Here is a 19215-nt window from a genome sequence, read left to right as displayed (position 1 = left end):
ACATCCTCGCGACAGTCCACTGCAACGATGCGACAAACTGTCTCACCAGCGACCTGAGCCCCTAGCGACCCCGTTGGCCGTCGTTGCGCCGCTATGCTAGCGTGGCGCACGCCAGGAAGGCCGCCAACAGCTGGGAATGCACCCGAACACATGAGGACCGCACATGGCCCAGGCCACGCCCGCGCTGGAAATCCGCAACCTGCACAAACGCTATGGCGAGCAGGAAATTCTCAAGGGTATTTCGCTGACCGCGCGCGACGGTGACGTGATCTCCATCCTGGGGTCGTCCGGCTCCGGCAAGTCCACCCTGCTGCGTTGCATCAACCTGCTCGAGAACCCGCACCAGGGCGAAATCCTCGTCGCCGGCGAGGCCCTCAAGCTCAAGGCGCAGAAGAACGGCGACCTGATCGCCGCCGACAGCCGCCAGATCAACCGCCTGCGCAGCGAGATCGGCTTCGTCTTCCAGAACTTCAACCTGTGGCCGCACATGTCGATCCTCGACAACATCATCGAGGCGCCACGCCGCGTGCTCGGCCAGAGCAAGGCCGAGGCCATCGAGCACGCCGAAGCCCTGCTGAACAAGGTCGGCATCTTCGACAAGCGTCACAGCTACCCCGCCCAGCTTTCCGGTGGCCAGCAACAGCGCGCCGCCATCGCCCGTACCCTGGCCATGAAGCCCAAGGTCATCCTGTTCGACGAGCCGACCTCGGCGCTCGATCCGGAAATGGTCCAGGAAGTGCTTAACGTCATCCGCGCCCTGGCCGAAGAAGGCCGTACCATGCTGCTGGTGACGCACGAGATGAACTTTGCCCGCCAGGTGTCCAGCGAAGTGGTCTTCCTGCACCAGGGCCTGGTCGAAGAGCAGGGATCGCCGCAGCAGGTCTTCGAGAACCCGACCTCGGCGCGTTGCAAGCAATTCATGTCCAGCCATCGCTAACGGAGCACTACATGCAGACCTACAAGAAGTTCCTCCTGGCAGCTGCCGCCACGCTGGTGATGTCGGCCAACGCCCTGGCCGCAGAGAAACTGCGCATGGGTATCGAGGCCGCCTACCCACCGTTCAACAACAAGGATGCCAGCGGCCAGGTCGTCGGCTTCGACAAGGACATCGGCGACGCCCTGTGCGCCAAGATGAAAGTCGAGTGCGAAGTGGTCACCTCCGACTGGGACGGCATCATCCCGTCGCTGAACGCCAAGAAGTTCGACTTCATCATCTCGTCGCTGTCGATCACCGACGAGCGCAAGCAGGCCGTGGACTTCACCGATCCGTACTACTCGAACAAGCAGCAGTTCATCGCGCCGAAGAAGGTCGACTTCAAGACCGACCCCGCCGCGCTCAAGGGCAAGACCATCGGTACCCAGCGTTCGACCCAGGCAGCCATCTGGCTGGATGACCACGGCGGCATGGAAGGCGACTTCACCGTCAAGCTCTACGACACCCAGGAAAACGCCTACCTGGACCTGACCTCCGGCCGTGTCGACGCCCTGCTGGCGGACAAGTACGCCAACTACGACTGGCTCAAGTCCAAGGCTGGCCAGGACTACGAGTTCAAGGGTGAACCGGTGAACGACAGCGACAAGGTCGGCATCGCCGTGCGCAAGGGCGACAACGAGCTGCGCAACAAGCTCAACGCCGCGCTGAAGGAAATCGTCGCCGACGGCACCTACAAGAAGATCAACGACAAGTACTTCCCGTTCAGCATCTATTGATTCGCCCCGACAGGTACCGCCTGGCGGCGGTGCCTGTCCCTTGAACAAACCTGCCCATGAATATTGATCTTTACGGATTCGGTCCGGCCTTGCTGGCCGGGACGCTGATGACCGTCAAACTGGCGTTGTCGGCCCTGTGCCTCGGGTTGGTGCTGGGGCTGCTTGGCGCCCTGGCGAAGACCTCGCCCTTCAAGCCCCTGCAATGGCTCGGTGGTTTCTACTCCACCCTGGTCCGCGGCGTACCCGAGCTGCTCTGGGTCCTGCTGATCTACTTCGGCACCGTCAGCCTGATGAACCGGCTTGGCGAGGCCCTGAACATTCCCGGCCTGGAGCTCAACGCCTTCGCCGCCGGCGTGATCGCCCTCGGCCTGTGCTTCGGGGCCTATGCCACCGAAGTCTTCCGCGGCGCCATCCTGGCGATCCCCAAGGGGCACCGCGAGGCCGGCATCGCCCTGGGCCTGTCCAAGGCGCGGATCTTCTCGCGGCTGATCCTGCCGCAGATGTGGCGCATCGCCCTGCCGGGCCTGGGCAACCTGTTCATGATCCTGATGAAGGACACCGCCCTGGTGTCGGTGATCGGCCTTGAAGAGATCATGCGCCACGCCCAGATCGGCGTGACCGTGACCAAGCAGCCCTTCACCTTCTACATGGTGGCCGCCTGCATCTACCTGGGCCTGACCATCATCGCCATGATCGGCATGCACTTCCTGGAAAAGCGCGCCGCTCGCGGCTTCATGAGGGCCGAATAAATGAACTGGGAAGTCATCATCAAGTGGCTGCCACGCCTGGCCCAGGGCGCGACTCTGACCCTGGAGCTGGTGGCCATCGCGGTCATCGCCGGGCTGATCCTGGCCATCCCTCTGGGGATCGCCCGCTCCTCGCGCCACTGGTACGTGCGCGCCCTGCCCTACGGCTATATCTTCTTCTTCCGCGGCACGCCGCTGCTGGTGCAGCTGTTCCTGGTCTACTACGGCCTGGCGCAGTTCGACGTGGTCCGCGAGAGCTCGCTGTGGCCGTACCTGCGCGATCCGTTCTGGTGCACGGTGGTGACCATGACCCTGCACACCGCCGCCTACATCGCCGAGATCCTGCGTGGCGCGTTGCAGTCGATCCCCAAGGGCGAGATCGAAGCGGCCCGTGCGCTGGGCATGTCGCGGGCCAAGACGCTGTTCTACATCATGCTGCCGCGCGCCACGCGCATCGGCCTGCCGGCCTACAGCAACGAAGTGATCCTGATGCTCAAGGCCAGCGCCCTGGCCAGCACCGTGACGCTGCTGGAACTGACCGGCATGGCGCGGACCATCATCGCGCGGACCTACCTGCCGGTGGAGATCTTCTTCGCCGCGGGCGTGTTCTACCTGGTGATCTCGTTCCTGCTGGTGCAAGGCTTCAAGCTGCTGGAACGCTGGCTACGAGTGGACGCCTGCCAGGGCCGCTGAAACCGTAACGACCCCGACACCTGCAGCCCCTGCAGGTGTCGGCCTTGCCGGCGATGGAGCGCAAGACGCTCCCCTCCCATAGCGCCCCGGTGCTTCCATGAACACGACCACCCACCTCCACGCCCAGCTCCTGCTCGAGCGCTTCGACGCCCTCGACGATTTCCTGCTCCAGCACCAGCACCTGTGGCGCCCGCGCCCCTTCACCGAGCCGTGCCTGAGCTGGGAGAGCCACTACCCTGGGCTGTCCACCTGGCTGCGCCAGCGCAGCCTGGACGAGGCCGAAGCCGCCCAGCAACACCCCGAACGGCTGCCTGCCCCTGCGCCCTTCACGGAGCTGGCCAACGAAGCCCTGCGACTGTCCAGCCTGGGCGAGTTGCCCGACATCGGCCTGCACTCGCCGGGCCACCGTCTCGACGTCAATGTCCCGGGTCGCAAGTGGCAACAGATCGAAGCCTTCAGTCGCCGCCTGGCCTTCCGCCAACCCGCAGCGCACTGGCTGGACTGGTGCTCTGGCAAGGGCCACCTGGGCCGGCGCCTGCTACGGCCAGGCCAGCGACTGACCTGCCTGGAGCATGACGGCGAGTTGGTCAAAGCTGGCCAGGCCCTCAGCGACCATCACCATCTGGCCGCCGAGCATGTGCAGCAGGATGTACTGGCCCCCGACAGCGTCCGCCACCTGGATAACGCCAAGAGCGCCGTCGCCCTGCACGCCTGCGGCGAGCTGCACGTGCGCCTGCTGCAACTGGCCAGCCAGCAAGGCTGCCGGCAGATCGCGATCGCGCCTTGCTGCTACAACCGGATTCCTGGCAAGGCCTACCAGCCGATGTCGCAGGCCGCCAAGGCCTCGACCCTGCACCTGAGCCAGGATGACCTGGGCCTGCCACTGACCGAGGCAGTGACCTCCAGTGCCCGGGTGCGGCGCCAGCGTGATATCTCGATGGCCCGACGTCTGGGATTCGACCTGCTGCAACGCCAGCAACGCGGTGTCGACCAGTACCTGTCGACCCCCTCGCTACCGGTCAGCTGGCTGGAAAAAGACTTCGAACGCTACTGCCGCGACCTCGCCGAGCTCCGGCAGGTCGAGCTGCAGGGCCAACCCGACTGGCCCGCGCTGGAAGCGGCCGGCTGGCAGCGTCTGGCCGAAGTTCGCAACCTCGAGCTGGTCCGTAACCTGTTCCGCCGGCCATTGGAGATGTGGCTGGTGCTGGACCGCGCCCTGTTCCTCCAGGAACAGGGCTATGCGGTCAGTGTCGGAGTGTTCTGCGACTACCCGCTCACGCCACGCAACCTGATGGTGCTGGGCGAGCGCGACGAATAGCCGCGCAAGGCCTGAACCCTGTGGATAACTCTGTGAACAAGCTTGTGATGAAATACGTCGCCGTTTGGATCCAAACGCTATTTGGATCGCCTGGCTTATTCCGCTTTTCAGCTGGAAACCAGTAAAAACAGGCCTTTGCGCAAAGATCAGCGGTAGCGCCTGCTGGCATGCCTTTCGCGCAAGAGATAAATGCCTCTTGTGCATAAGCCTTCCGGCCAGGTGCATCGAACACCCCTGAACGATGCGCGCTTCAGGCCAGTTTGAGCAGGCTCATGCCCACCAGCAGCAAGACCAGGCCCAGCCAGCCACGACCGGCCAGGCGCTGACCGAACAAGGCCCAGCCCATGGCCACGGTGGCGAGAATGCCGAAGCCGCCCCAGATGGCGTAGGCCAGCGACAGCTCGATATCCTGCACGGCCTGGGCCAGCGCGGTGAACGCCGCCAGCACGCAGAGGATCGAGGCCAGGCCCAGGCCCTTGCGGCGGAAACCATCGGAATACTTGAGCAGCAGGTTGGCCAGCACTTCCAGCACGATGGCCAGGCCCAGCCAGGCGAATGGAATCAGCATGGCAGCGCCTCCCCTTCAGCCTCGACAGCCTTGCTGCGGGTGCCGGCCTTGACCAGCAGGATGCCAGCGATCATCACCGCCAGGCCCAGGGCCTTGGTCCAGCCCAGGCTTTCGCCGAGCCAGAGCACGCTGACCAGGGTGATCAGCACGATGCCGATTCCTTCCCACAATGCATAGGCCACGCCGACCGGCACGCGCTTGACCGCCAGGGCCAGGAAGAAATACGACAGACAGATCATGCCGTACATGACGACAAGCCCCATCACGGGGAAATGAGTGGCGGCGAGTTTCATCGACGCCGTACCGATCACCTCGGCGGTGATGGCAACGACCAGATAGATCCAGGAACGCATGGTGCCCTCCCATGGGCGACAGCAGCCGGGCGCGCAGTCATCGGCGCCGGACAGGAATGTTCAAGGCTGTGAAGGGAGGGTGGGGCTAGAGGTCGCCGGTCCAGTGACGCTCACGGGAAACCAGGCGGGAGGTAGAGAGGAGCTTGAAAGCTTTACTGTTCAACATAATGAACAGAAGATTAACTCAGATGATCGATTAAGTCAAAATGATAGCTAGAAACTAATAATTTCTCGCGCTTGTCTTGCGTCTCTCAGGGAAAGTCCCTTAAAGCTTGCTGAAAGCTTCGTAAATTATATTCCCCGCCCGACATTCCAGGATCAGCCCGTGGAAGCAGCTTGCTTGCATCAATGAGGCGCTACGCGGCTCATGAAGCCTGCCTCCGTTGCAGCGGCTGGCTGATGACCCAGAGCTGCGACAAACCGTCGCCACTGACGAATACAGCGAATTAATTATTGTATTACGATAATTAATCAAGAATAATCCGCCTCGTTCATCACTGTACGGAGGCACCCCATGAACAGTAGATCCGTGGCCTATGCGCGTTCGCGCCTACGCACCATCGGCGCATGCGCTGCATACCTGGCTTGGACCACAGCCATGATCGAGCTGCTGGGCACGCCCTTGCTCTTCGCATTCGACTTCCCGGAAATCCAGTCCACCTACCTGCAGATCCACGGCGAAACCATGCCCCTGCTGCTGGCGCCCGGCTACCAGGCATCGTCGCTGGCCATCGGCCTGGTGCTGGTGGTGGAGATGATCCTGTCGGGCGTCTCGGTCCTGGCCCTGGCCCTGACCGGCCTGTTCTTCCATCGTCTGTCCAAGGGCCAGACCTGGACCTCATCCAACATCAAGCTGCTGTGGTGGGTCGGCCTGCTGTGCATCGGCACGCCGCTGCTGTGGCCGGTGACCTACACCCTGCAAGGCCTGGCCCTGGCCATCGACCTGCCGGCCGGGGAAAGGAGCTTCAACGTCTCGATCGGTGTATCATCGCAGGCTGTCTACGAGATCATGAAAGGCATCCTGCTGTGCGCCTTCTCGCTGCTCATGCGTGACGCCAAGACCATCAGCGATGAACACAACTGTTATGTCTAACCGCTCCCCATGCCGATAATCATCCGCCTCGACGTCGTCATGGCCAGGAACAAGATGCGTTCCAAGGACCTGGCGGAAATCATCGGTATCACGGAAGCCAACCTGTCGCTGCTGAAGAACGGCAAGATCAAGGGTTTCAAGATCGAGACCCTCGAGAAGCTGTGCCGCGCGCTGAACTGCCAACCCGGCGACCTGCTGGAGTTCAGCGAGGAATGATCAAGGACCGCAACACCCATGGAATTTTCGCGCAAGATGCTGGCCGTCGTCGTACTGGCCGGACTGTCGCTCACTGGCTGCGGCCCGAGCTACAGCTATAGGTACTCGCCGCCGCCCAGTGCGCATGGCATGAACTGCATCAACAGTTGCTCGGTGGAGCGCAACCACTGCCAGCAGATGAACCGCCTGCAGGAAAACAACCAGCGCGCGGTGTACCAGGCCGAGATGCGGGCCTACCAGTACTGCCAGAACGGCAAGAGCAAAAAGGAAGCACGTCGCAGTTGCTACTACCCCAGTTACCCCTATTCATCGGGGAGCAGCTACAGCTGCGGCGCTGACTACGACACCTGTTACATGGCCTGTGGCGGCACCATCCAGCGCATCCTGAACAAAGACTGACCCCGGAACGGACCCGACATCGTGAAACACACCAAGCCCTTCGCCCTGCTCACCGTCGCCCTGGCCATGACCGGCTGCGCCAACGACCTGTCCTCGAGCCGTCCCGCGCCGCTGGACTGGAACATGCCCGGCATGCAGCTGGGCGGCGATCGCGGCCTGCCGCTGCACAACCTCGACGGCTCCTGCCGCAAGCGCGGCTGCGACAACGGCAAGCTGTTCTTCAACCCTGGACAACCCGAACCGAGCGTCAACTCCATCCACCGCGGCTGGTAGGAAAATTCTCCTTTCAGCGCGGTGACTTAGGGGATTGTGTGGTGGATGCGAGGAAGTGGTTTACAGGCGCAAATCCATCGCTATAATGACGCCCCTGTGCCGGTATAGCTCAGATGGTAGAGCAACTGACTTGTAATCAGTAGGTCCCGGGTTCGATTCCTGGTGCCGGCACCATATTCAAAAGCCCCGCTACGCGGGGCTTTCGTGTTTCTGGGGGGCCAACCCTCTCCCATCCCCCCCCCCTCACTCATGCACCAACGTCTTCTGCAGCTTGCGGATCTCCGGCCCGCTCAGCTCCAGCGCTACATTCGCGCCCTCCTTGCCCAGCCCGCTGATCAGCACGATGCCGCCCTTGGCGAAGGTCCGTTCCTGGGCCAGCGGATACAGCGCCACGATACGGTCCACACTGACCACGTACTGACGGTGATTGGTGATCTCGAAACTGACGAAACGGCTCACGCCATGCTCTCCTTGCAATACGCGTCGCAACGGTCCCCAGACAGCGTAGCTCCCAGCCATCATTGCGACACCCCGCTCGCCCCTCCACTTATTGTTTTCGCTCAATAAACCACACACAAAAAATGGGTAATCCTGTCGCCGACGGCTTTCGTCGACTTAAGGAGAAGTCCCATGAGTGAACAACAAGGCGTAGCCCTGACCCGCCGCGGCATCCTTGCCGGTGGTGTGCTGCTGGGGGTTGGCGGTACCGTGCTGGGCAGCGGCCTGGCCCAGGCCGCACCGGCAGCGGCGAAAGCGCCGGCGGCGGACCTGGCCAAGCTGGAGCGGGTCAAGGTCGAACTGGTCGCGCCACCACAGGTCCATGCCCACAGCCAACGCGCGCCCGGCCAGCCGCGAATCGTCGAGTTCCGCATGGTCATCGAGGAAAAGGAACTGGCGGTCGATGGCAATGGCGCCTACATCCATGCCATGACCTTCAACGGCTCGGTGCCCGGGCCGCTGATGGTGGTGCACGAGGGCGACTACGTGGAGCTCACGCTGGTCAATCCGGCCAGCAACAGCATGATGCACAACATCGACTTCCATGCCTCCACTGGCGCCCTCGGCGGCGGCGAGCTGACCCATGTGAAGCCCGGCGAGCAGGTGAAACTGCGCTTCAAGGCCGATCGCGCCGGGGTGTTCGTCTACCACTGCGCTCCGGGCGGCTCGATGATCCCCTGGCATGTGGTGTGCGGCATGAACGGCGCAGTCATGGTGCTGCCGCGCGATGGCCTGAAAGACCCCGAGGGCCGGCCACTGCAGTACGACACGGCCTGGTACATCGGCGAGCAGGACTACTACCTCCCCCGCGACCAGGACGGCAAGTACAAGCGCTACCCCACGCCGATGGCCAGCTTCGCCGAGATGAGCCAGCTGATGAAGGGGCTGGTGCCGACCCATGTGGTATTCAATGGCAGCGTCGGCGCCCTCACCGGCAAGCAGGCGCTCACCGCCAAGGTTGGCGAGCGTGTGCTGATCGTCCATTCGCAGGCCAACCGTGATACCCGCCCGCACCTGATCGGAGGCCATGGCGACTACGTGTGGGCCTCCGGCAAGTTCGCCAACCCGCCGCAGCGCAACCTCGAGACCTGGTTCATCCCCGGTGGCGCGGCCGGCACGGCGCTGTACACCTTCCGCCAGCCAGGCCTGTACACCTACCTCAACCACAACCTGATCGAGGCGGTGATGCTCGGCGCTGCCGCCCATGTGCAGGTCGAGGGGCAGTGGAACGACGACCTGATGAAACAGCTGGAGGCACCTGGGCCGATCCGCTAGCGGGTTGACCCCGGTCAAGCCCCTTGGCCATGCGCGGCATAGCCTGAGTGCAGGCATCCACTTCAGGGAGGGAGACCATGGCCAAGAAATTTCCCGCGAACCCCAGCCATCCCGAACGGATCTGCTGGGGGTGCGACCTGTATTGCCCGGCCAAGGCGCTGGCCTGTGGCAACGGCGCGGATCGCACCATGCATCCGCTGGAGCTGTTCGGCGAGGACTGGGACAGCTTCGAGAATCGGCTCGACAAGCCGCTCGAAAAAGCCCACCAGCCCTGACAGACATCGGCTCCTGCCGGACCAGGCCCAGGGCGTACCGGATGAGCAGTTATTGCTGCTACCGGCGCGCCTGTCGCAACGCCACCAGCCGCTGGCGCATTTCCCGGTGCCGGGCGGTGTTGAAGACCAGCAGCGCCAGCAATGGCAGCCCCAGCATGACCGCCAGCAACACCCGGTCCTGGCCGCTGCCGATCAGGCTCAGCGCCATCAGCAGCGCCACCACCGGCCCTGCCAGCACCACCCACGTCGCCCAACGCAGCCCGCGGATCATCACGAAGTGGCCGATGCACAGCAACAGCACCAGGCCACCGCAGGCCCCCACGCTGTACAACGCATTGTCCGGGTGCCCGCGCCAATGGCCATCGACCCATAGCGTCACCGCCAGCGCCACCGCCAGCAACGAGGTGAAAAAGCCCAGCAGGAAGATCGGGAAGTAACGGGCCATGAAGGCCTGGAAGTCGCCGTTGTCGGCCATCATTCGATTTCCTCGTAAAGCCCCACGGCAATGCTCTGCATCGTCGCGCTGCCGGCCAGACCCAGGGTGGCGCCTAGCGAATCGCGCAACAGTGTCTGCGTGGCATGGCTGATCTCGGTCGGGGTGTAGCGCTTGGGCAAGGTACCGGCCACCTGCTGCAACTTGAGCTGCTTGGCGGTCAGGCTCGGATGCTTGATCGACAGCAGTTCCTCGGTCAGCGCCTTGCGCTGCTGACGGCTGAGTGTCTTGGACAGTTCCAGCCAACTGCGCCCGGTGGCGGCCTTGTGCACCTGCAGGTACTTCAGGGTGGTGAGTCCGGAAGCGCCGACCCCCAGCAACGACACACCGTCGAGAACCATGGAAGCGGCCTGGTACCACTGGTTTTCGTCCAGGGCGTCGTTGGCGGCCGGGTTGGTCACCTCGCGTACCGTGCGCATCACGCCGATGCCGCACTGGATGCTGCTGGCAGTGGCGGCGGCGCCACCGACATAGGTCAGCACCAGGCTGGTGCCACCGGAAAACGGCGCGGCGATGGTGCCGCTGAAGACCACGAACCAGCCGATCACCGCGCCGGCACAGGACAGGCTGGTGTTGATCGCCTCCTTGACCACCCGGGACTCCCGCGGGTTGTGCTGCAGTTGCTGGGTGTACTGGTCGGGGGTCTGGTATTTCTTGATCTCGCGCAGGATCACCCGCTTGGGCCTGATGCTGCAGATGGGTTGAAACTCACGCAGGGTGACGATGTTGTAGTGGGCATCGATGTACACCACGCCAGCACCGACGATACGCGGGTCGGCATCGATGGCGGCGAACATCTGCGGCAGGTTGATCCGCGCCTGGATGCGCTGACGGGCGAACTGTTGCGAGCTGTTGGCCAGGCTGTTGGCCAGAAGGTCAGTCACGGCAGGGCTCCTTGCAGTGAAAAACTGGAGCGCACGGTCCGCGGGAGCGATCACGGCGCTCCCACGGCCATGCTCAAGGCATTACACGTTCGGGCACGGCACCGGCGCCCAGTCACCCATGTCCGGGTTGCGGCACATGCTGTTGACCTGGTCCTGGCCGGCCTTGGCAACCTGCTGGGCCTGGGCCTTCTTGCCGTTGGCGTTCTGCAGGGTCTTCTCGGTGGTCAGCGCCTCCTGCGGCACGGCCTTGTCGACCTTGGGCTGGACCTTGGCGCCGCCCTTCTTGCCACTGACGGGCTTGGGTGGCTCGACCGCTGCGACCACTGCGGTACGCGGCACGCCGACCTGCTTGAGGTCCTGTTCATAGGCCTGGGTGTAGTTGTCGAGGTTCTCGCCGACGCGGCCATTGACAGCACCCAGCAGGTTGTTCGACTCCTGCAGGCCCGAGACGATCTCGGCCAGGCGCTTGCGCCCTTCGCTGTCGTTGATGCGGCCACTCTTGCGGTTCTGGATCAGGCTGGAGAATTCACGCTGATAGCAGCTCTGCGAGGACTTGGCGTAGGCGGTGGTGCGATCCAGGTCGGCGGCGCTCTTGTCGATGTCACCGGCATAGGAGGCAATACGCTGGCGGTCGTCGCTGATCTGTTTCTGGCGCTCGGTGTAGTAGCCAGCGGCACCACCGACCAGGGCACCACCGGCCGCGCCGATGGCGGCGTTGCGACCACGGTTGTCTTTGTCGACCAGGGCGCCGGTCAGGGCACCACCGACCGCGCCCAGCAGCGCGCCGGTGGCGACCGAGCGGGTCATGTCGCCGTCGGTGGCGCGCAGGTGCTGAACCGGCTCATAGCAGTTGGGGTAGTACTCTACCTTGGTCGTGGCGCCGACCTTGGAGGTCGGCGAGCTGGCGCAGCCACTCAGCAGCACGGTGCTGAAGCCGGCAGCCAGCAGCAACGCGGTACGGGCCTGGGAGGTGTTGATCAGAGCTTTGCGGGTGAACATGGTCAGGTTCTCTCCTGGTGGTGTCGATGTCCGGGGGCCTCATGCCGCCCGGGATGGCTTGGCGTCGAAGCTGTCCTTAGCGTCGCGGAGCGGCCGATACCAGCAGCTCCTTGAGGATCGTCGCCGGATCGGCCCGCCGGTTCTGGCGGTACTCCCCAACGTGGCGGACGAACAGGGTGGCGCGGGTCACCAGGCTGTTGCCCAGGACCGGCTTGCGGTTGAGTTCTTCCTTGACCCGCTGGAACTGCGCCTGAATCACCGCGTCGGTGTAGCGCGTACCGCTGGCCAGGTTGTCGATGTAGATCGCCACGGCACCGTCGAGCGCCGCGCGGCCATTGGCGATGGCGGCGCCATACAGGCGGGCGCTGGCCTGGTCGCCAGCGGCCTCGGCCTTGGCCTGAGTGCTCTGCAGGTTGGTCAGGCGGATGTTGTAGTTGTTGATGGTCTCGGCCACCAGCGCGGCGGACTGGATCAGGTTGCCGGCGGCTTCCTCGCGCTGGCGGGCGATCAACGAGACATTGCGCTTGAGCTCTTCGTTGACCAAGCCCAGCTCAGCCTGCTGGCGCGGGTCGTGGCTGGCGGCAATGATGCTGTCCAGGCGCTGGGTCGGGTCCTGGCTGGCCTCGATGTCATCGGTCAGACCGGCCAGGCGCCCCTCCTTCTGCCATTGCTCGAACAGCTCCGGATAGCGCGAGCGCGGCGCCGACAAGGCGCCGATGGCCACCCGGAAGCCTGTGGTCTCGTTACGCTGCTCGGTGCCGTCGGCAGCGAACAGCGGGTACTCGCGGCGCATACCGGTGAACAGCGTACCCTCGCCTTCGAGGTAGTTGCCGCCCTTGACCACGAAGCCGCCATAGGCGCCCTGGCGACGGCCAGCGTGAACCAGCTGGAACGACTCCTGGACCATCTCGGCGGCGTTGCCGATCATGTCGAACAGACCCAGCGGGTTGGGTTGCCGGGTGCCGATCGGCATCAGCCGCGCGGCTTGCCCAGTGCCTCCGGCCACCTGATTGAACACCGCGAAGTCAGCCAGTGGACCCTCGCTGTCGGAACCCTCGACCTTGCGTGGGAACAACCGCCCCTCCAGCTCCTGGCGACTGACCGCCGAGCCGCCTCGGGCAGCGAACTCCCATTCCACCTCGGTGGGCAGGCGCACGAAACCGATACCGCCCTCCTGCGCCTTGCCGTCACGCCCGCTGACCGGCAGCAGGTCGCGGTGATGCTTCATCAGCCAGGCACTGTAGACCGCACCGAAGCGCTCGGCCTCGAACCGCGAAAGCCTGACCTTTGGCAACCGGCCCGCCGCGTCGCCGTTCGCCTCGCAGGCCGGCGCAGCGCCGCCGTCGGCCAGCGACTGGGCCTGGGCCATGACCTGGGCGTACTGGCGCGCGGTCACCTCGTACTTGCCGATGAAGTACATCATCGGTGTCAGCGGGCTGCCCTTCTCGACCTCCGGCAGGCTCGGCCCGACCGCCGCCTGCCATTGCGGCGCCAGGTCCTGCAAGCGGAACTGGCCGTTGATGTAGTCGCGCCGATAACCGGAGATGAACGACTGCCGGTAGCCATCCTCGCCCTCGCTGAAGGGGTAGCCAAGGTTGACCTCGCGATCGTCGAGGCTGCCCTGGGCCAATACGTAGACGCTGCGCAGCACCAGTTCGCCGCCGCACGGCAGCGGCAGGCTCACATCGCCCGGCAGGGGCTTGGGGTTGTCCAGTCGGCTGTCGGCGGCGACCTGGGACGGCGCCGCCGGCTTGGCCTTGTCATCGCCATCGGCCTGGGAACAGCCGCCCAGGCTTAGCGTGCAGAGGATCAGGGCCGCAGCCCCGAGGCGAAGGTCAGACATCACGGATTCCTTGGCAAGGATCGACACGTGCGACACGCCAGCCGCCCAGGGCGGCGGCGGCGGTGCTGGCCAGCAGCACGACGCACAGCGCAACGAGATAGTGCACAGGCAACAAGTGGCTGGCGTACTCGCCGGGCACCTGCATGAACAATCGGTTGAGACCCTGCTCGGCCAGCAGGTACAGCAATCCCGCCACGGCACCGGCCAGCACTGCGCTGTAGAGCGCCTGGCAGATGACGAACAGCAACAGCGCCGCACTGCCGAAGCCCAGCAGGCGCAGTACCGCCAGCTCGCGCTGCTTGCGCGCAACGGCCGCCAGGGCACCTGCGGCGACGGCCGCCACGGCACCGGCCACGGCCAGGCTGGCGATGATCCAGAACACCAGGTCGAGGTTGCGGCTCAAGGACTGCACCTGGGCAATCTGCGCCGCCTGGGTGGAAACCAGCAGCCGGCGCTCGGCAAGCATTCGCCGCAACGGCTCGACATCGCCCAGTTCGCGGGCATAGAGACGGAACGCCGGATATATCCGTGCGGCCTGCGCTGGGCGGACTTCGCCCTGCCAGCCCAGCGCCGGTACGGCACGGCCATCGCGGTAGTCCTCGACAGCCTCGAGCAAGGCCAGGGAAGCGAACAGGGCGTCACGCTCGAAGGCCGCCAGCGGTAGCACCGCGACCACCTGCAGGCGGGTCTGGCGCCATTGCACCTGCCCGGCTTGCTGGCGACTGAAGCTGGCCTGCAGTTCGTCGCCAGCCTTGGCCCCGAGCTTCTGCGCCGCAGTCAGGCTCAGCACTACCTGCTGCAGGCCGGCAGGCGGCACCACCTCCTGCAACAGAGGATCGCCCTCGGCGGTCGGCAACATCTCGACCGTGACACCACGCCCCTGCGCCGGCAGCAGCAGTTCGGCAGTCGCCGCGATCTGCCGGGTACGCGGGATGGCAAAAGCCACCCCAGGCTGGCGTGCCAGTTCCTCGATGAACGCGGCACGGAAACGCCCGCCTCCCAGCGGAATGATCTCGCGCACACCGGGGTCGCGTTGCAGGCGTTCGGTCAGGCTGCCGACCAGACCGAACTTCAGCCCGAACAGCACCAGCAACGGCGCGATCACCGCCACCAGCGCCAGCACGCCGCAGGCTGACAGGCGCGCCTCGTGGCGGTAGTCCTGCCAGGCCAGCCCGGCGATCAGCAGCGGGCGCATCAGACCGAACGCTCCACGGTGGCCGTGACGCCGCCATCGGCATCGCGGCGGCAGGTCATGCGCAGCACGGCCAGCCCTGCGGCCTCGGCCAGGGTCTGATCATGGGTGGCGATCACACACGTCACCCGGCGCCGCCCTGCCTCGCCCAGCAGCAGTTGCATCACCCGCCCGGCGTTGACCGGATCCAGCGCCGCGGTAGGCTCGTCAGCCAATAACAGGGCCGGGGCATGGGCCAGCGCGCGAGCGCAGCTGACCCGCTGACGCTGCCCGATGGACAGGCTCGCAGGCCTCTTGCCGAGTTGCTCGTGCACATCCAGCGCTTGGGCCAGACGCTCGACGCTGCCGTCGTCGGACAAGCCCAGCAACTGGCGTGGCAGGCGGATGTTGCCACGCACATCGAGGTAGCCGAGCAGCCCCCCGGCCTGCAGCACATAGCCCAACTGGCGGCTGCGCAGGCTCGCCAGGCGGTCTAGCTGGCGGGCCCGCCACAACCTGGCGATGTCTTCGCCGCCCAGCTCGAACGCCTCGGCGACATCCGGTGCCAGCACCAGCGCCAGCAGGTCGAGCAAGGTGCTCTTGCCACAACCGCTGGGGCCAACCAGCGCCAACCGCTCGCCAGCCGCCAGCACCAGGCCGTCGACCTGCAGGCTGTAGCGCTGGGCACCCTGCCCGCGCGTCTTGCGCACACCGTCCAGGCGGATCATCACGGCAGCGTCGACAACGGGACACGGTACAAGGCGTCGCCTGGCTCGGCATTGCCGAAGCGCACCCAGTTGGCCATGTCATTGTGGAAGGTCTCGTACAAGCGGATTTTCGAATCCAGCTCGTCGATGAAGTCTTCCTGCTCCGCCACCGACAGCGACAGCCACAGGTCCTGGGTCATGCTCAGGGATTTGCTGCGGTACGGCAGGCCTTCGAGGTATTCGCCAAGCACACCGCCCTGGGCCAGGTTGGCCCCCTTGCGCAAGGCATCGGGATCACGGCTCATGTAGGCACTGGCGCTGGCGATCTCGGCGAAGAAGTCGCCAGGCGAGCTGCGGGTCTTGCGGGCGGCGTCGACGATCAGCTTGAGCGACTGCTGCAAGTCGTTGAGTTGCAGCCGGCTCAGCATCACGCACACCTGCAGGGTCGGCAGCGCCGGATTGGTCAGGTCGCGGTCGGCGGTCCAGGCGCTGACCAGCTGCGGTGCCTGGCTGGCAGCGTGACGGCCGAGGAAATCCATGTGCATGGCGTAGCCGATGGCCTGGGTCTTGGCCGCCAGGCTCGCCGCCGAAGTCAGCAGCGGCACGGCCTGCGGCTGCTGGTTGCGTACCTGATGCACCAGTTCGGCGAAAGTCGAGCCGATCTCGCGCACGCGATCGCCGAACGCGCCGATCTCGCCGCCAGGCACGCCGACATAGAGGTCGCCGATCTGCGGGTTGCTGTCGGCAGTGAGTACCCGGTACTGGCTCTCGGCCGAAGCATGGTTTTTCACGCCTGCCGGAGTGCGCAGGTGCAGCGCGTAGATCTTGATCTGCTTGCTCAGCGCGGCCTGGCGGACCTCGGCTTCGTTCATCCGGGTGCTGCTGAACGGGTCGTTCTTGCGCAACGCTCCGGCGTCGCTGACCAGCAGGATGATCCGCCCGCCATAACCCGACCAGTCCATGCCCTCGACCGCTTGCATCACACCGGCGAAGGCGTCCTCGTTGAACGAATGGCTGGACACCTGGGTGGCCTTCACCTGGGCAGCGGCCTTGAGGAAGCGCGCAGGGTCGCGGCCCTCTTCCAGGCTGACCAGGGTCTTGCTCAGGTAGTCGAGGCCCGGGGTGCGCTTGACGCTGTTGCGAAAACCCACCAGGCCGAAGCTGACGCTGTCCAGCTCGCCTCGGGCGGCCAGTTGTTGCTGCAGTTCGGCGACCACCTGGCGCACCCGATCGATATAGGGCTGCATCGATACCGAGGTATCGACCACCAGGACGATACCGGTGCGGAAACTGTTGTCGGCCAACGCCACGCCAGCGGCCTGCGGCGCAGCACTGGGCTGGCTGGTACCGGGATCGATGGAGGCGATGTTGAGCAACTGCAACGGCTGGCCATCGGCATCGAAGGTTTCGCGATAGTCGAAGATCGGCATCAGGTAGAACTGGTTCTGCGGCACGGCGCTGGCAGCCGGCTCGAGCGCCAGCACCTGTGGCACCTGGTCGGGCTGGTTCTGCGCCTTGAGCAGGCTGTCGCGGGCCTTGGCAGTGTCGTCGAGCAGGCGCTGCACATCGTCTGCCTGGCGCATGAACATCACCGGCGAACGCCCCGAACGCTCGGTGAACTTGAGCACCAGGCTCTGTTTCCAGTCGCTGGCCTGCGCGGCCGCCAACCAGCCTTCGCGCTGACCGTCGCTGGCGGCGCCGACTTGCAGCCAGGCCTGGCCGCCAACGTCCTTGCGCTGATAGACATAGAGCACGGAAAACGCCGGCAACGGCTCGCCCGAAGCGTCGCCAGGCTTGGCCATCAACTGTGCGCCTGGCTTGACCAGCACACGCTGGAACAGGGTTTTCTTGCCTGCCATCAGCAACGGACGGCCCTCGTCGGTACCGACCACCGCCGTTGTCTCAGGCGGGGTTGGCGCCTGTCCCTGCGCAGCCTGTGTTGGCGGCGCCTCGTCGTGACCATCGAGCAGCCAGAAGAACGCTCCACCCAGGCCCAATGCCACGGCGATGGCCACCGCCAGCACGGCCTTGGCCGGCCGGCTGGCATCGGACCTCGCCGTCGCCGGCGGCCCGTTTGCCGCGCGTGGCGCCGGTTCGCTCGCCGCAGGATGAGGCGTGACCGCCTCCGGCCCCGGCACCACCGGCGCCGTCACGGCCAACGGCCTGATCACCGTGCCGTCCTGCTCCTGAGCACCCAACCGATCCAGCGCAGCGAGCAGCGCGGCGGCATCGGCGAAGCGCTCGTCCGGCTCTTTGGCCAACAGCCCACGCAGGATGTCCTGATAACGGCCATGTTCGACAGGCAGCGCCGGTAACGGCTCGGTCAGGTGCGCCAGCGCCGTCGACAGCGCATCGTTGCCGTTGTAGGGCAGCTTGCCGACCAGGATCTCGTAGAGCACCACGCCCAGCGCGTACAGGTCGGCACGTCCGTCGATCTCCAGGCCACGGGCCTGCTCCGGGCTCATGTAGCTGGGTGTGCCGACGGCGAAGCCGGCCTGGGTGAACTGGGTGCGGTCATCCAGCGACTTGGCGATACCGAAGTCCGACAGCACGGCGGCGCCGTCGGCGCGGAACAGGATGTTGGCCGGTTTCACATCCCGGTGCACCAGGCCCTGGGCATGGGCATAGCCCAGCGCCTGGGCGATCTGGCGTACGTACGCCAGCCCCTGTTCGGGCGTGAGTCCATGGGCGATGCGTTCCTTCAGCGTGCCGTTGGGCAGGTACTCCATGGCCATGTAGTACAACTCGCCGACATTGCCGATGTCGTGGATGGTGGCGATGTTCGGGTGCGCCAGCCGCGCCAGGGTGCGCCCCTCGCGCAGAAAGCGCTCGCAGAAGGTCGGGTCGGCCGCCAGGCTTGCCGCCATGATCTTAAGCGCCACCTTGCGCTCCAGAGAGCGCTGCGTGGCCAGGTACACGCTGGCCATGGCACCCTGGCCAATCTCGCGGTCGATGTCGAATCCGGGAATCTGCATGTCCATGGTGTCTTCAGCTCACCTTCACGACCACGGCGGTGATGTTGTCCGGCGCACCACGGGTCAGGCCCAGGTGCACCAGGCTGCGCACCACTTCGTAGGGATCGGTGTGGCCAAGCACCTCAGCGATCTCGTGGTCCTCGGCGGTCTTGTTCAGCCCGTCGCTGCACAGCAGATAGGTGTCGCCCGGCCTTACCTGCAGGGCCACGGCCTGCAGTTCGAGGTCATCGACGACGCCGATGGCGCGGGTCACGATGTTGCCGCGTGGATGCACCCGCGCCTCGGCCTCGTCGAGCAGGCCGATGTCCTGCAATTCCTGGACATAGCTGTGATCGTGGGACAGGCGCTCCATGCAGCCCTCGCGCAGGCGGTACAGGCGACTGTCGCCGGCCCACAGGCCGATCGCCTGGTCACCGCGCGCCGCCAGCACCACTACCGTGCTGCCCATCATCGCCACGCCACGGCGTGCGGTCTCTTCGCGGACCGTACGGTTGACCCAGGTGAGGCCATCACGCACCTCATCGGCGAACTCGTCCAGCGAGTCGAGCCTGGGCAGGCTGCGCAGGCTGTCTACCGCCAGGCTGCTGACGTAGTCGCCCGCCGCATGGCCACCCATGCCGTCGGCGACGGCCCACAACCCGGCCCAGGTCAACTCCAGGCAGGCATCCTCGTTGATCTTGCGCACCATGCCGACATGGCTGTAGCTGGCCGCGGTGTAATGCATGG

Annotated in this window: 22 protein-coding genes and 1 tRNA gene; 12 read left to right on the top strand and 11 right to left on the bottom strand. The window is 65.3% G+C overall.

Features of this window, described 5'->3' with window-relative positions:
• Positions 1-163 precede the first annotated feature (163 nt).
• From F3J43_RS09875 to F3J43_RS09855, 5 genes are all read left to right on the top strand, one after another.
• Positions 164-937, top strand: coding sequence for an ABC transporter ATP-binding protein (locus F3J43_RS09875; RefSeq protein WP_166885266.1), 774 nt, complete (start codon positions 164-166; stop codon positions 935-937).
• Positions 938-948: 11 nt separating this feature from the next.
• Entirely contained in the window at positions 949-1710 is a 762-nt protein-coding gene (locus F3J43_RS09870) for an ABC transporter substrate-binding protein (protein ID WP_166885264.1), read from the top strand.
• A gap of 56 nt (positions 1711-1766) precedes the next feature.
• On the top strand, positions 1767-2459 hold the full coding sequence (locus F3J43_RS09865) for an ABC transporter permease (protein WP_166885262.1): 693 nt from the start codon (positions 1767-1769) through the stop codon (positions 2457-2459).
• Positions 2460-3149: an ABC transporter permease gene (locus F3J43_RS09860; protein WP_166885260.1), complete on the top strand. Its 690-nt coding sequence runs from the start codon at positions 2460-2462 to the stop codon at positions 3147-3149.
• 97 nt (positions 3150-3246) lie between these two features.
• Positions 3247-4467, top strand: coding sequence for a methyltransferase (locus tag F3J43_RS09855; protein WP_166885258.1), 1221 nt, complete (start codon positions 3247-3249; stop codon positions 4465-4467).
• Positions 4468-4717: 250 nt separating this feature from the next.
• Here F3J43_RS09855 and mdtI read toward each other — a convergent pair whose 3' ends face one another.
• Complete coding sequence (gene mdtI / locus F3J43_RS09850; protein WP_166885256.1) at positions 4718-5035, bottom strand: multidrug/spermidine efflux SMR transporter subunit MdtI; 318 nt, start codon at positions 5033-5035, stop codon at positions 4718-4720.
• Positions 5029-5388, bottom strand: coding sequence for an SMR family transporter (locus tag F3J43_RS09845; RefSeq protein WP_166885254.1), 360 nt, complete (start codon positions 5386-5388; stop codon positions 5029-5031). Before F3J43_RS09845 ends, mdtI begins: the two co-directional genes overlap by 7 nt.
• 514 nt (positions 5389-5902) lie before the next feature.
• Between F3J43_RS09845 and F3J43_RS09840 the strand changes: the two genes are divergently transcribed.
• The 5 genes from F3J43_RS09840 (at position 5903) to F3J43_RS09820 (ending at position 7543) form a co-directional block, all read left to right on the top strand.
• Positions 5903-6481, top strand: coding sequence for a hypothetical protein (locus tag F3J43_RS09840; RefSeq protein WP_166885252.1), 579 nt, complete (start codon positions 5903-5905; stop codon positions 6479-6481).
• 9 nt (positions 6482-6490) lie between these two features.
• On the top strand, positions 6491-6697 hold the full coding sequence (locus tag F3J43_RS09835) for a helix-turn-helix domain-containing protein (RefSeq protein WP_166885250.1): 207 nt from the start codon (positions 6491-6493) through the stop codon (positions 6695-6697).
• 18 nt (positions 6698-6715) lie between these two features.
• Complete coding sequence (locus F3J43_RS09830; RefSeq protein WP_166885248.1) at positions 6716-7096, top strand: Aq_678 family protein; 381 nt, start codon at positions 6716-6718, stop codon at positions 7094-7096.
• A gap of 21 nt (positions 7097-7117) precedes the next feature.
• Positions 7118-7369 carry a hypothetical protein gene (locus F3J43_RS09825; RefSeq protein WP_205297763.1) on the top strand — a complete coding sequence of 84 codons (252 nt, stop codon included), beginning with the start codon at positions 7118-7120 and terminating at the stop codon, positions 7367-7369.
• 98 nt (positions 7370-7467) lie between these two features.
• Positions 7468-7543, top strand: a tRNA-Thr gene (locus F3J43_RS09820).
• Positions 7544-7612: 69 nt separating this feature from the next.
• On the opposite strand, the gene F3J43_RS09815 is transcribed toward F3J43_RS09820, so the two are convergent.
• Complete coding sequence (locus tag F3J43_RS09815) at positions 7613-7828, bottom strand: hypothetical protein (protein ID WP_166885246.1); 216 nt, start codon at positions 7826-7828, stop codon at positions 7613-7615.
• 171 nt (positions 7829-7999) lie between these two features.
• On the opposite strand from F3J43_RS09815, the gene nirK reads away from it, so the two are divergent.
• Together nirK and F3J43_RS09805 are read left to right on the top strand one after the other, a co-directional pair.
• Positions 8000-9142 (top strand): copper-containing nitrite reductase, encoded by a 1143-nt coding sequence (gene nirK, locus F3J43_RS09810; protein WP_166885244.1) that lies wholly within the window; start codon positions 8000-8002, stop codon positions 9140-9142.
• Between the two features lie 77 nt (positions 9143-9219).
• Positions 9220-9417 carry a DUF3079 domain-containing protein gene (locus F3J43_RS09805; RefSeq protein WP_166885242.1) on the top strand — a complete coding sequence of 66 codons (198 nt, stop codon included), beginning with the start codon at positions 9220-9222 and terminating at the stop codon, positions 9415-9417.
• Positions 9418-9475: 58 nt separating this feature from the next.
• Here the strand turns inward: F3J43_RS09805 and F3J43_RS09800 are convergent, their stop codons facing one another.
• The 8 genes from F3J43_RS09800 to F3J43_RS09765 all read right to left on the bottom strand — a co-directional run bounded on the left by F3J43_RS09800 (position 9476) and on the right by F3J43_RS09765 (position 19213).
• Positions 9476-9895 carry a hypothetical protein gene (locus F3J43_RS09800; protein ID WP_166885240.1) on the bottom strand — a complete coding sequence of 140 codons (420 nt, stop codon included), beginning with the start codon at positions 9893-9895 and terminating at the stop codon, positions 9476-9478.
• Positions 9892-10794 carry an Ssp4 family T6SS effector gene (ssp4, locus tag F3J43_RS09795; RefSeq protein WP_166885238.1) on the bottom strand — a complete coding sequence of 301 codons (903 nt, stop codon included), beginning with the start codon at positions 10792-10794 and terminating at the stop codon, positions 9892-9894. The genes F3J43_RS09800 and ssp4 overlap by 4 nt, the downstream gene beginning before the upstream one ends.
• Positions 10795-10875: 81 nt before the next feature.
• Complete coding sequence (tagQ, locus tag F3J43_RS09790) at positions 10876-11793, bottom strand: type VI secretion system-associated lipoprotein TagQ (RefSeq protein WP_166885236.1); 918 nt, start codon at positions 11791-11793, stop codon at positions 10876-10878.
• A 76-nt stretch (positions 11794-11869) separates the two neighbouring features.
• Complete coding sequence (locus F3J43_RS09785) at positions 11870-13636, bottom strand: formylglycine-generating enzyme family protein (RefSeq protein ID WP_166885234.1); 1767 nt, start codon at positions 13634-13636, stop codon at positions 11870-11872.
• Positions 13629-14831, bottom strand: a complete 1203-nt coding sequence (locus F3J43_RS09780; protein WP_166885232.1) for an ABC transporter permease family protein — start codon at positions 14829-14831, stop codon at positions 13629-13631. The genes F3J43_RS09785 and F3J43_RS09780 overlap by 8 nt, the downstream gene beginning before the upstream one ends.
• Positions 14831-15535 carry an ATP-binding cassette domain-containing protein gene (locus F3J43_RS09775; RefSeq protein WP_166885230.1) on the bottom strand — a complete coding sequence of 235 codons (705 nt, stop codon included), beginning with the start codon at positions 15533-15535 and terminating at the stop codon, positions 14831-14833. The genes F3J43_RS09780 and F3J43_RS09775 overlap by 1 nt, the downstream gene beginning before the upstream one ends.
• On the bottom strand, positions 15535-18495 hold the full coding sequence (locus F3J43_RS09770) for a serine/threonine-protein kinase (protein WP_166885227.1): 2961 nt from the start codon (positions 18493-18495) through the stop codon (positions 15535-15537). Before F3J43_RS09770 ends, F3J43_RS09775 begins: the two co-directional genes overlap by 1 nt.
• Before the next feature lie 7 nt (positions 18496-18502).
• Positions 18503-19213 (bottom strand): PP2C family protein-serine/threonine phosphatase, encoded by a 711-nt coding sequence (locus F3J43_RS09765; protein ID WP_286184434.1) that lies wholly within the window; start codon positions 19211-19213, stop codon positions 18503-18505.
• Positions 19214-19215: the final 2 nt, after the last annotated feature.

The organism is Pantoea sp. Cy-639 (assembly GCF_011752525.1).
In the GTDB taxonomy this organism is placed as follows: Bacteria; Pseudomonadota; Gammaproteobacteria; order Pseudomonadales; family Pseudomonadaceae; genus Aquipseudomonas.
The sequence above is the reverse complement of the archived record's forward strand: the minus strand, read 5'-3'. Positions and strand labels throughout refer to the sequence as shown.

What these genes read in the sequence shown, in the direction of transcription:
- F3J43_RS09875 (WP_166885266.1), top strand. Translation starts at nt 164, where the DNA reads ATGGCCCAGGCCACGCCCGCGCTGGAAATCCGCAACCTGCACAAACGC.
- F3J43_RS09870 (WP_166885264.1), top strand. Translation starts at nt 949, where the DNA reads ATGCAGACCTACAAGAAGTTCCTCCTGGCAGCTGCCGCCACGCTGGTG.
- F3J43_RS09865 (WP_166885262.1), top strand. Translation starts at nt 1,767, where the DNA reads ATGAATATTGATCTTTACGGATTCGGTCCGGCCTTGCTGGCCGGGACG.
- F3J43_RS09860 (WP_166885260.1), top strand. Translation starts at nt 2,460, where the DNA reads ATGAACTGGGAAGTCATCATCAAGTGGCTGCCACGCCTGGCCCAGGGC.
- F3J43_RS09855 (WP_166885258.1), top strand. Translation starts at nt 3,247, where the DNA reads ATGAACACGACCACCCACCTCCACGCCCAGCTCCTGCTCGAGCGCTTC.
- mdtI (WP_166885256.1), bottom strand. Translation starts at nt 5,035, where the DNA reads ATGCTGATTCCATTCGCCTGGCTGGGCCTGGCCATCGTGCTGGAAGTG.
- F3J43_RS09845 (WP_166885254.1), bottom strand. Translation starts at nt 5,388, where the DNA reads ATGCGTTCCTGGATCTATCTGGTCGTTGCCATCACCGCCGAGGTGATC.
- F3J43_RS09840 (WP_166885252.1), top strand. Translation starts at nt 5,903, where the DNA reads ATGAACAGTAGATCCGTGGCCTATGCGCGTTCGCGCCTACGCACCATC.
- F3J43_RS09835 (WP_166885250.1), top strand. Translation starts at nt 6,491, where the DNA reads ATGCCGATAATCATCCGCCTCGACGTCGTCATGGCCAGGAACAAGATG.
- F3J43_RS09830 (WP_166885248.1), top strand. Translation starts at nt 6,716, where the DNA reads ATGGAATTTTCGCGCAAGATGCTGGCCGTCGTCGTACTGGCCGGACTG.
- nirK (WP_166885244.1), top strand. Translation starts at nt 8,000, where the DNA reads ATGAGTGAACAACAAGGCGTAGCCCTGACCCGCCGCGGCATCCTTGCC.
- F3J43_RS09805 (WP_166885242.1), top strand. Translation starts at nt 9,220, where the DNA reads ATGGCCAAGAAATTTCCCGCGAACCCCAGCCATCCCGAACGGATCTGC.
- F3J43_RS09800 (WP_166885240.1), bottom strand. Translation starts at nt 9,895, where the DNA reads ATGATGGCCGACAACGGCGACTTCCAGGCCTTCATGGCCCGTTACTTC.
- tagQ (WP_166885236.1), bottom strand. Translation starts at nt 11,793, where the DNA reads ATGTTCACCCGCAAAGCTCTGATCAACACCTCCCAGGCCCGTACCGCG.
- F3J43_RS09785 (WP_166885234.1), bottom strand. Translation starts at nt 13,636, where the DNA reads ATGTCTGACCTTCGCCTCGGGGCTGCGGCCCTGATCCTCTGCACGCTA.
- F3J43_RS09780 (WP_166885232.1), bottom strand. Translation starts at nt 14,831, where the DNA reads ATGCGCCCGCTGCTGATCGCCGGGCTGGCCTGGCAGGACTACCGCCAC.
- F3J43_RS09775 (WP_166885230.1), bottom strand. Translation starts at nt 15,535, where the DNA reads ATGATCCGCCTGGACGGTGTGCGCAAGACGCGCGGGCAGGGTGCCCAG.
- F3J43_RS09770 (WP_166885227.1), bottom strand. Translation starts at nt 18,495, where the DNA reads ATGGACATGCAGATTCCCGGATTCGACATCGACCGCGAGATTGGCCAG.
- F3J43_RS09765 (WP_286184434.1), bottom strand. Translation starts at nt 19,213, where the DNA reads ATGCATTACACCGCGGCCAGCTACAGCCATGTCGGCATGGTGCGCAAG.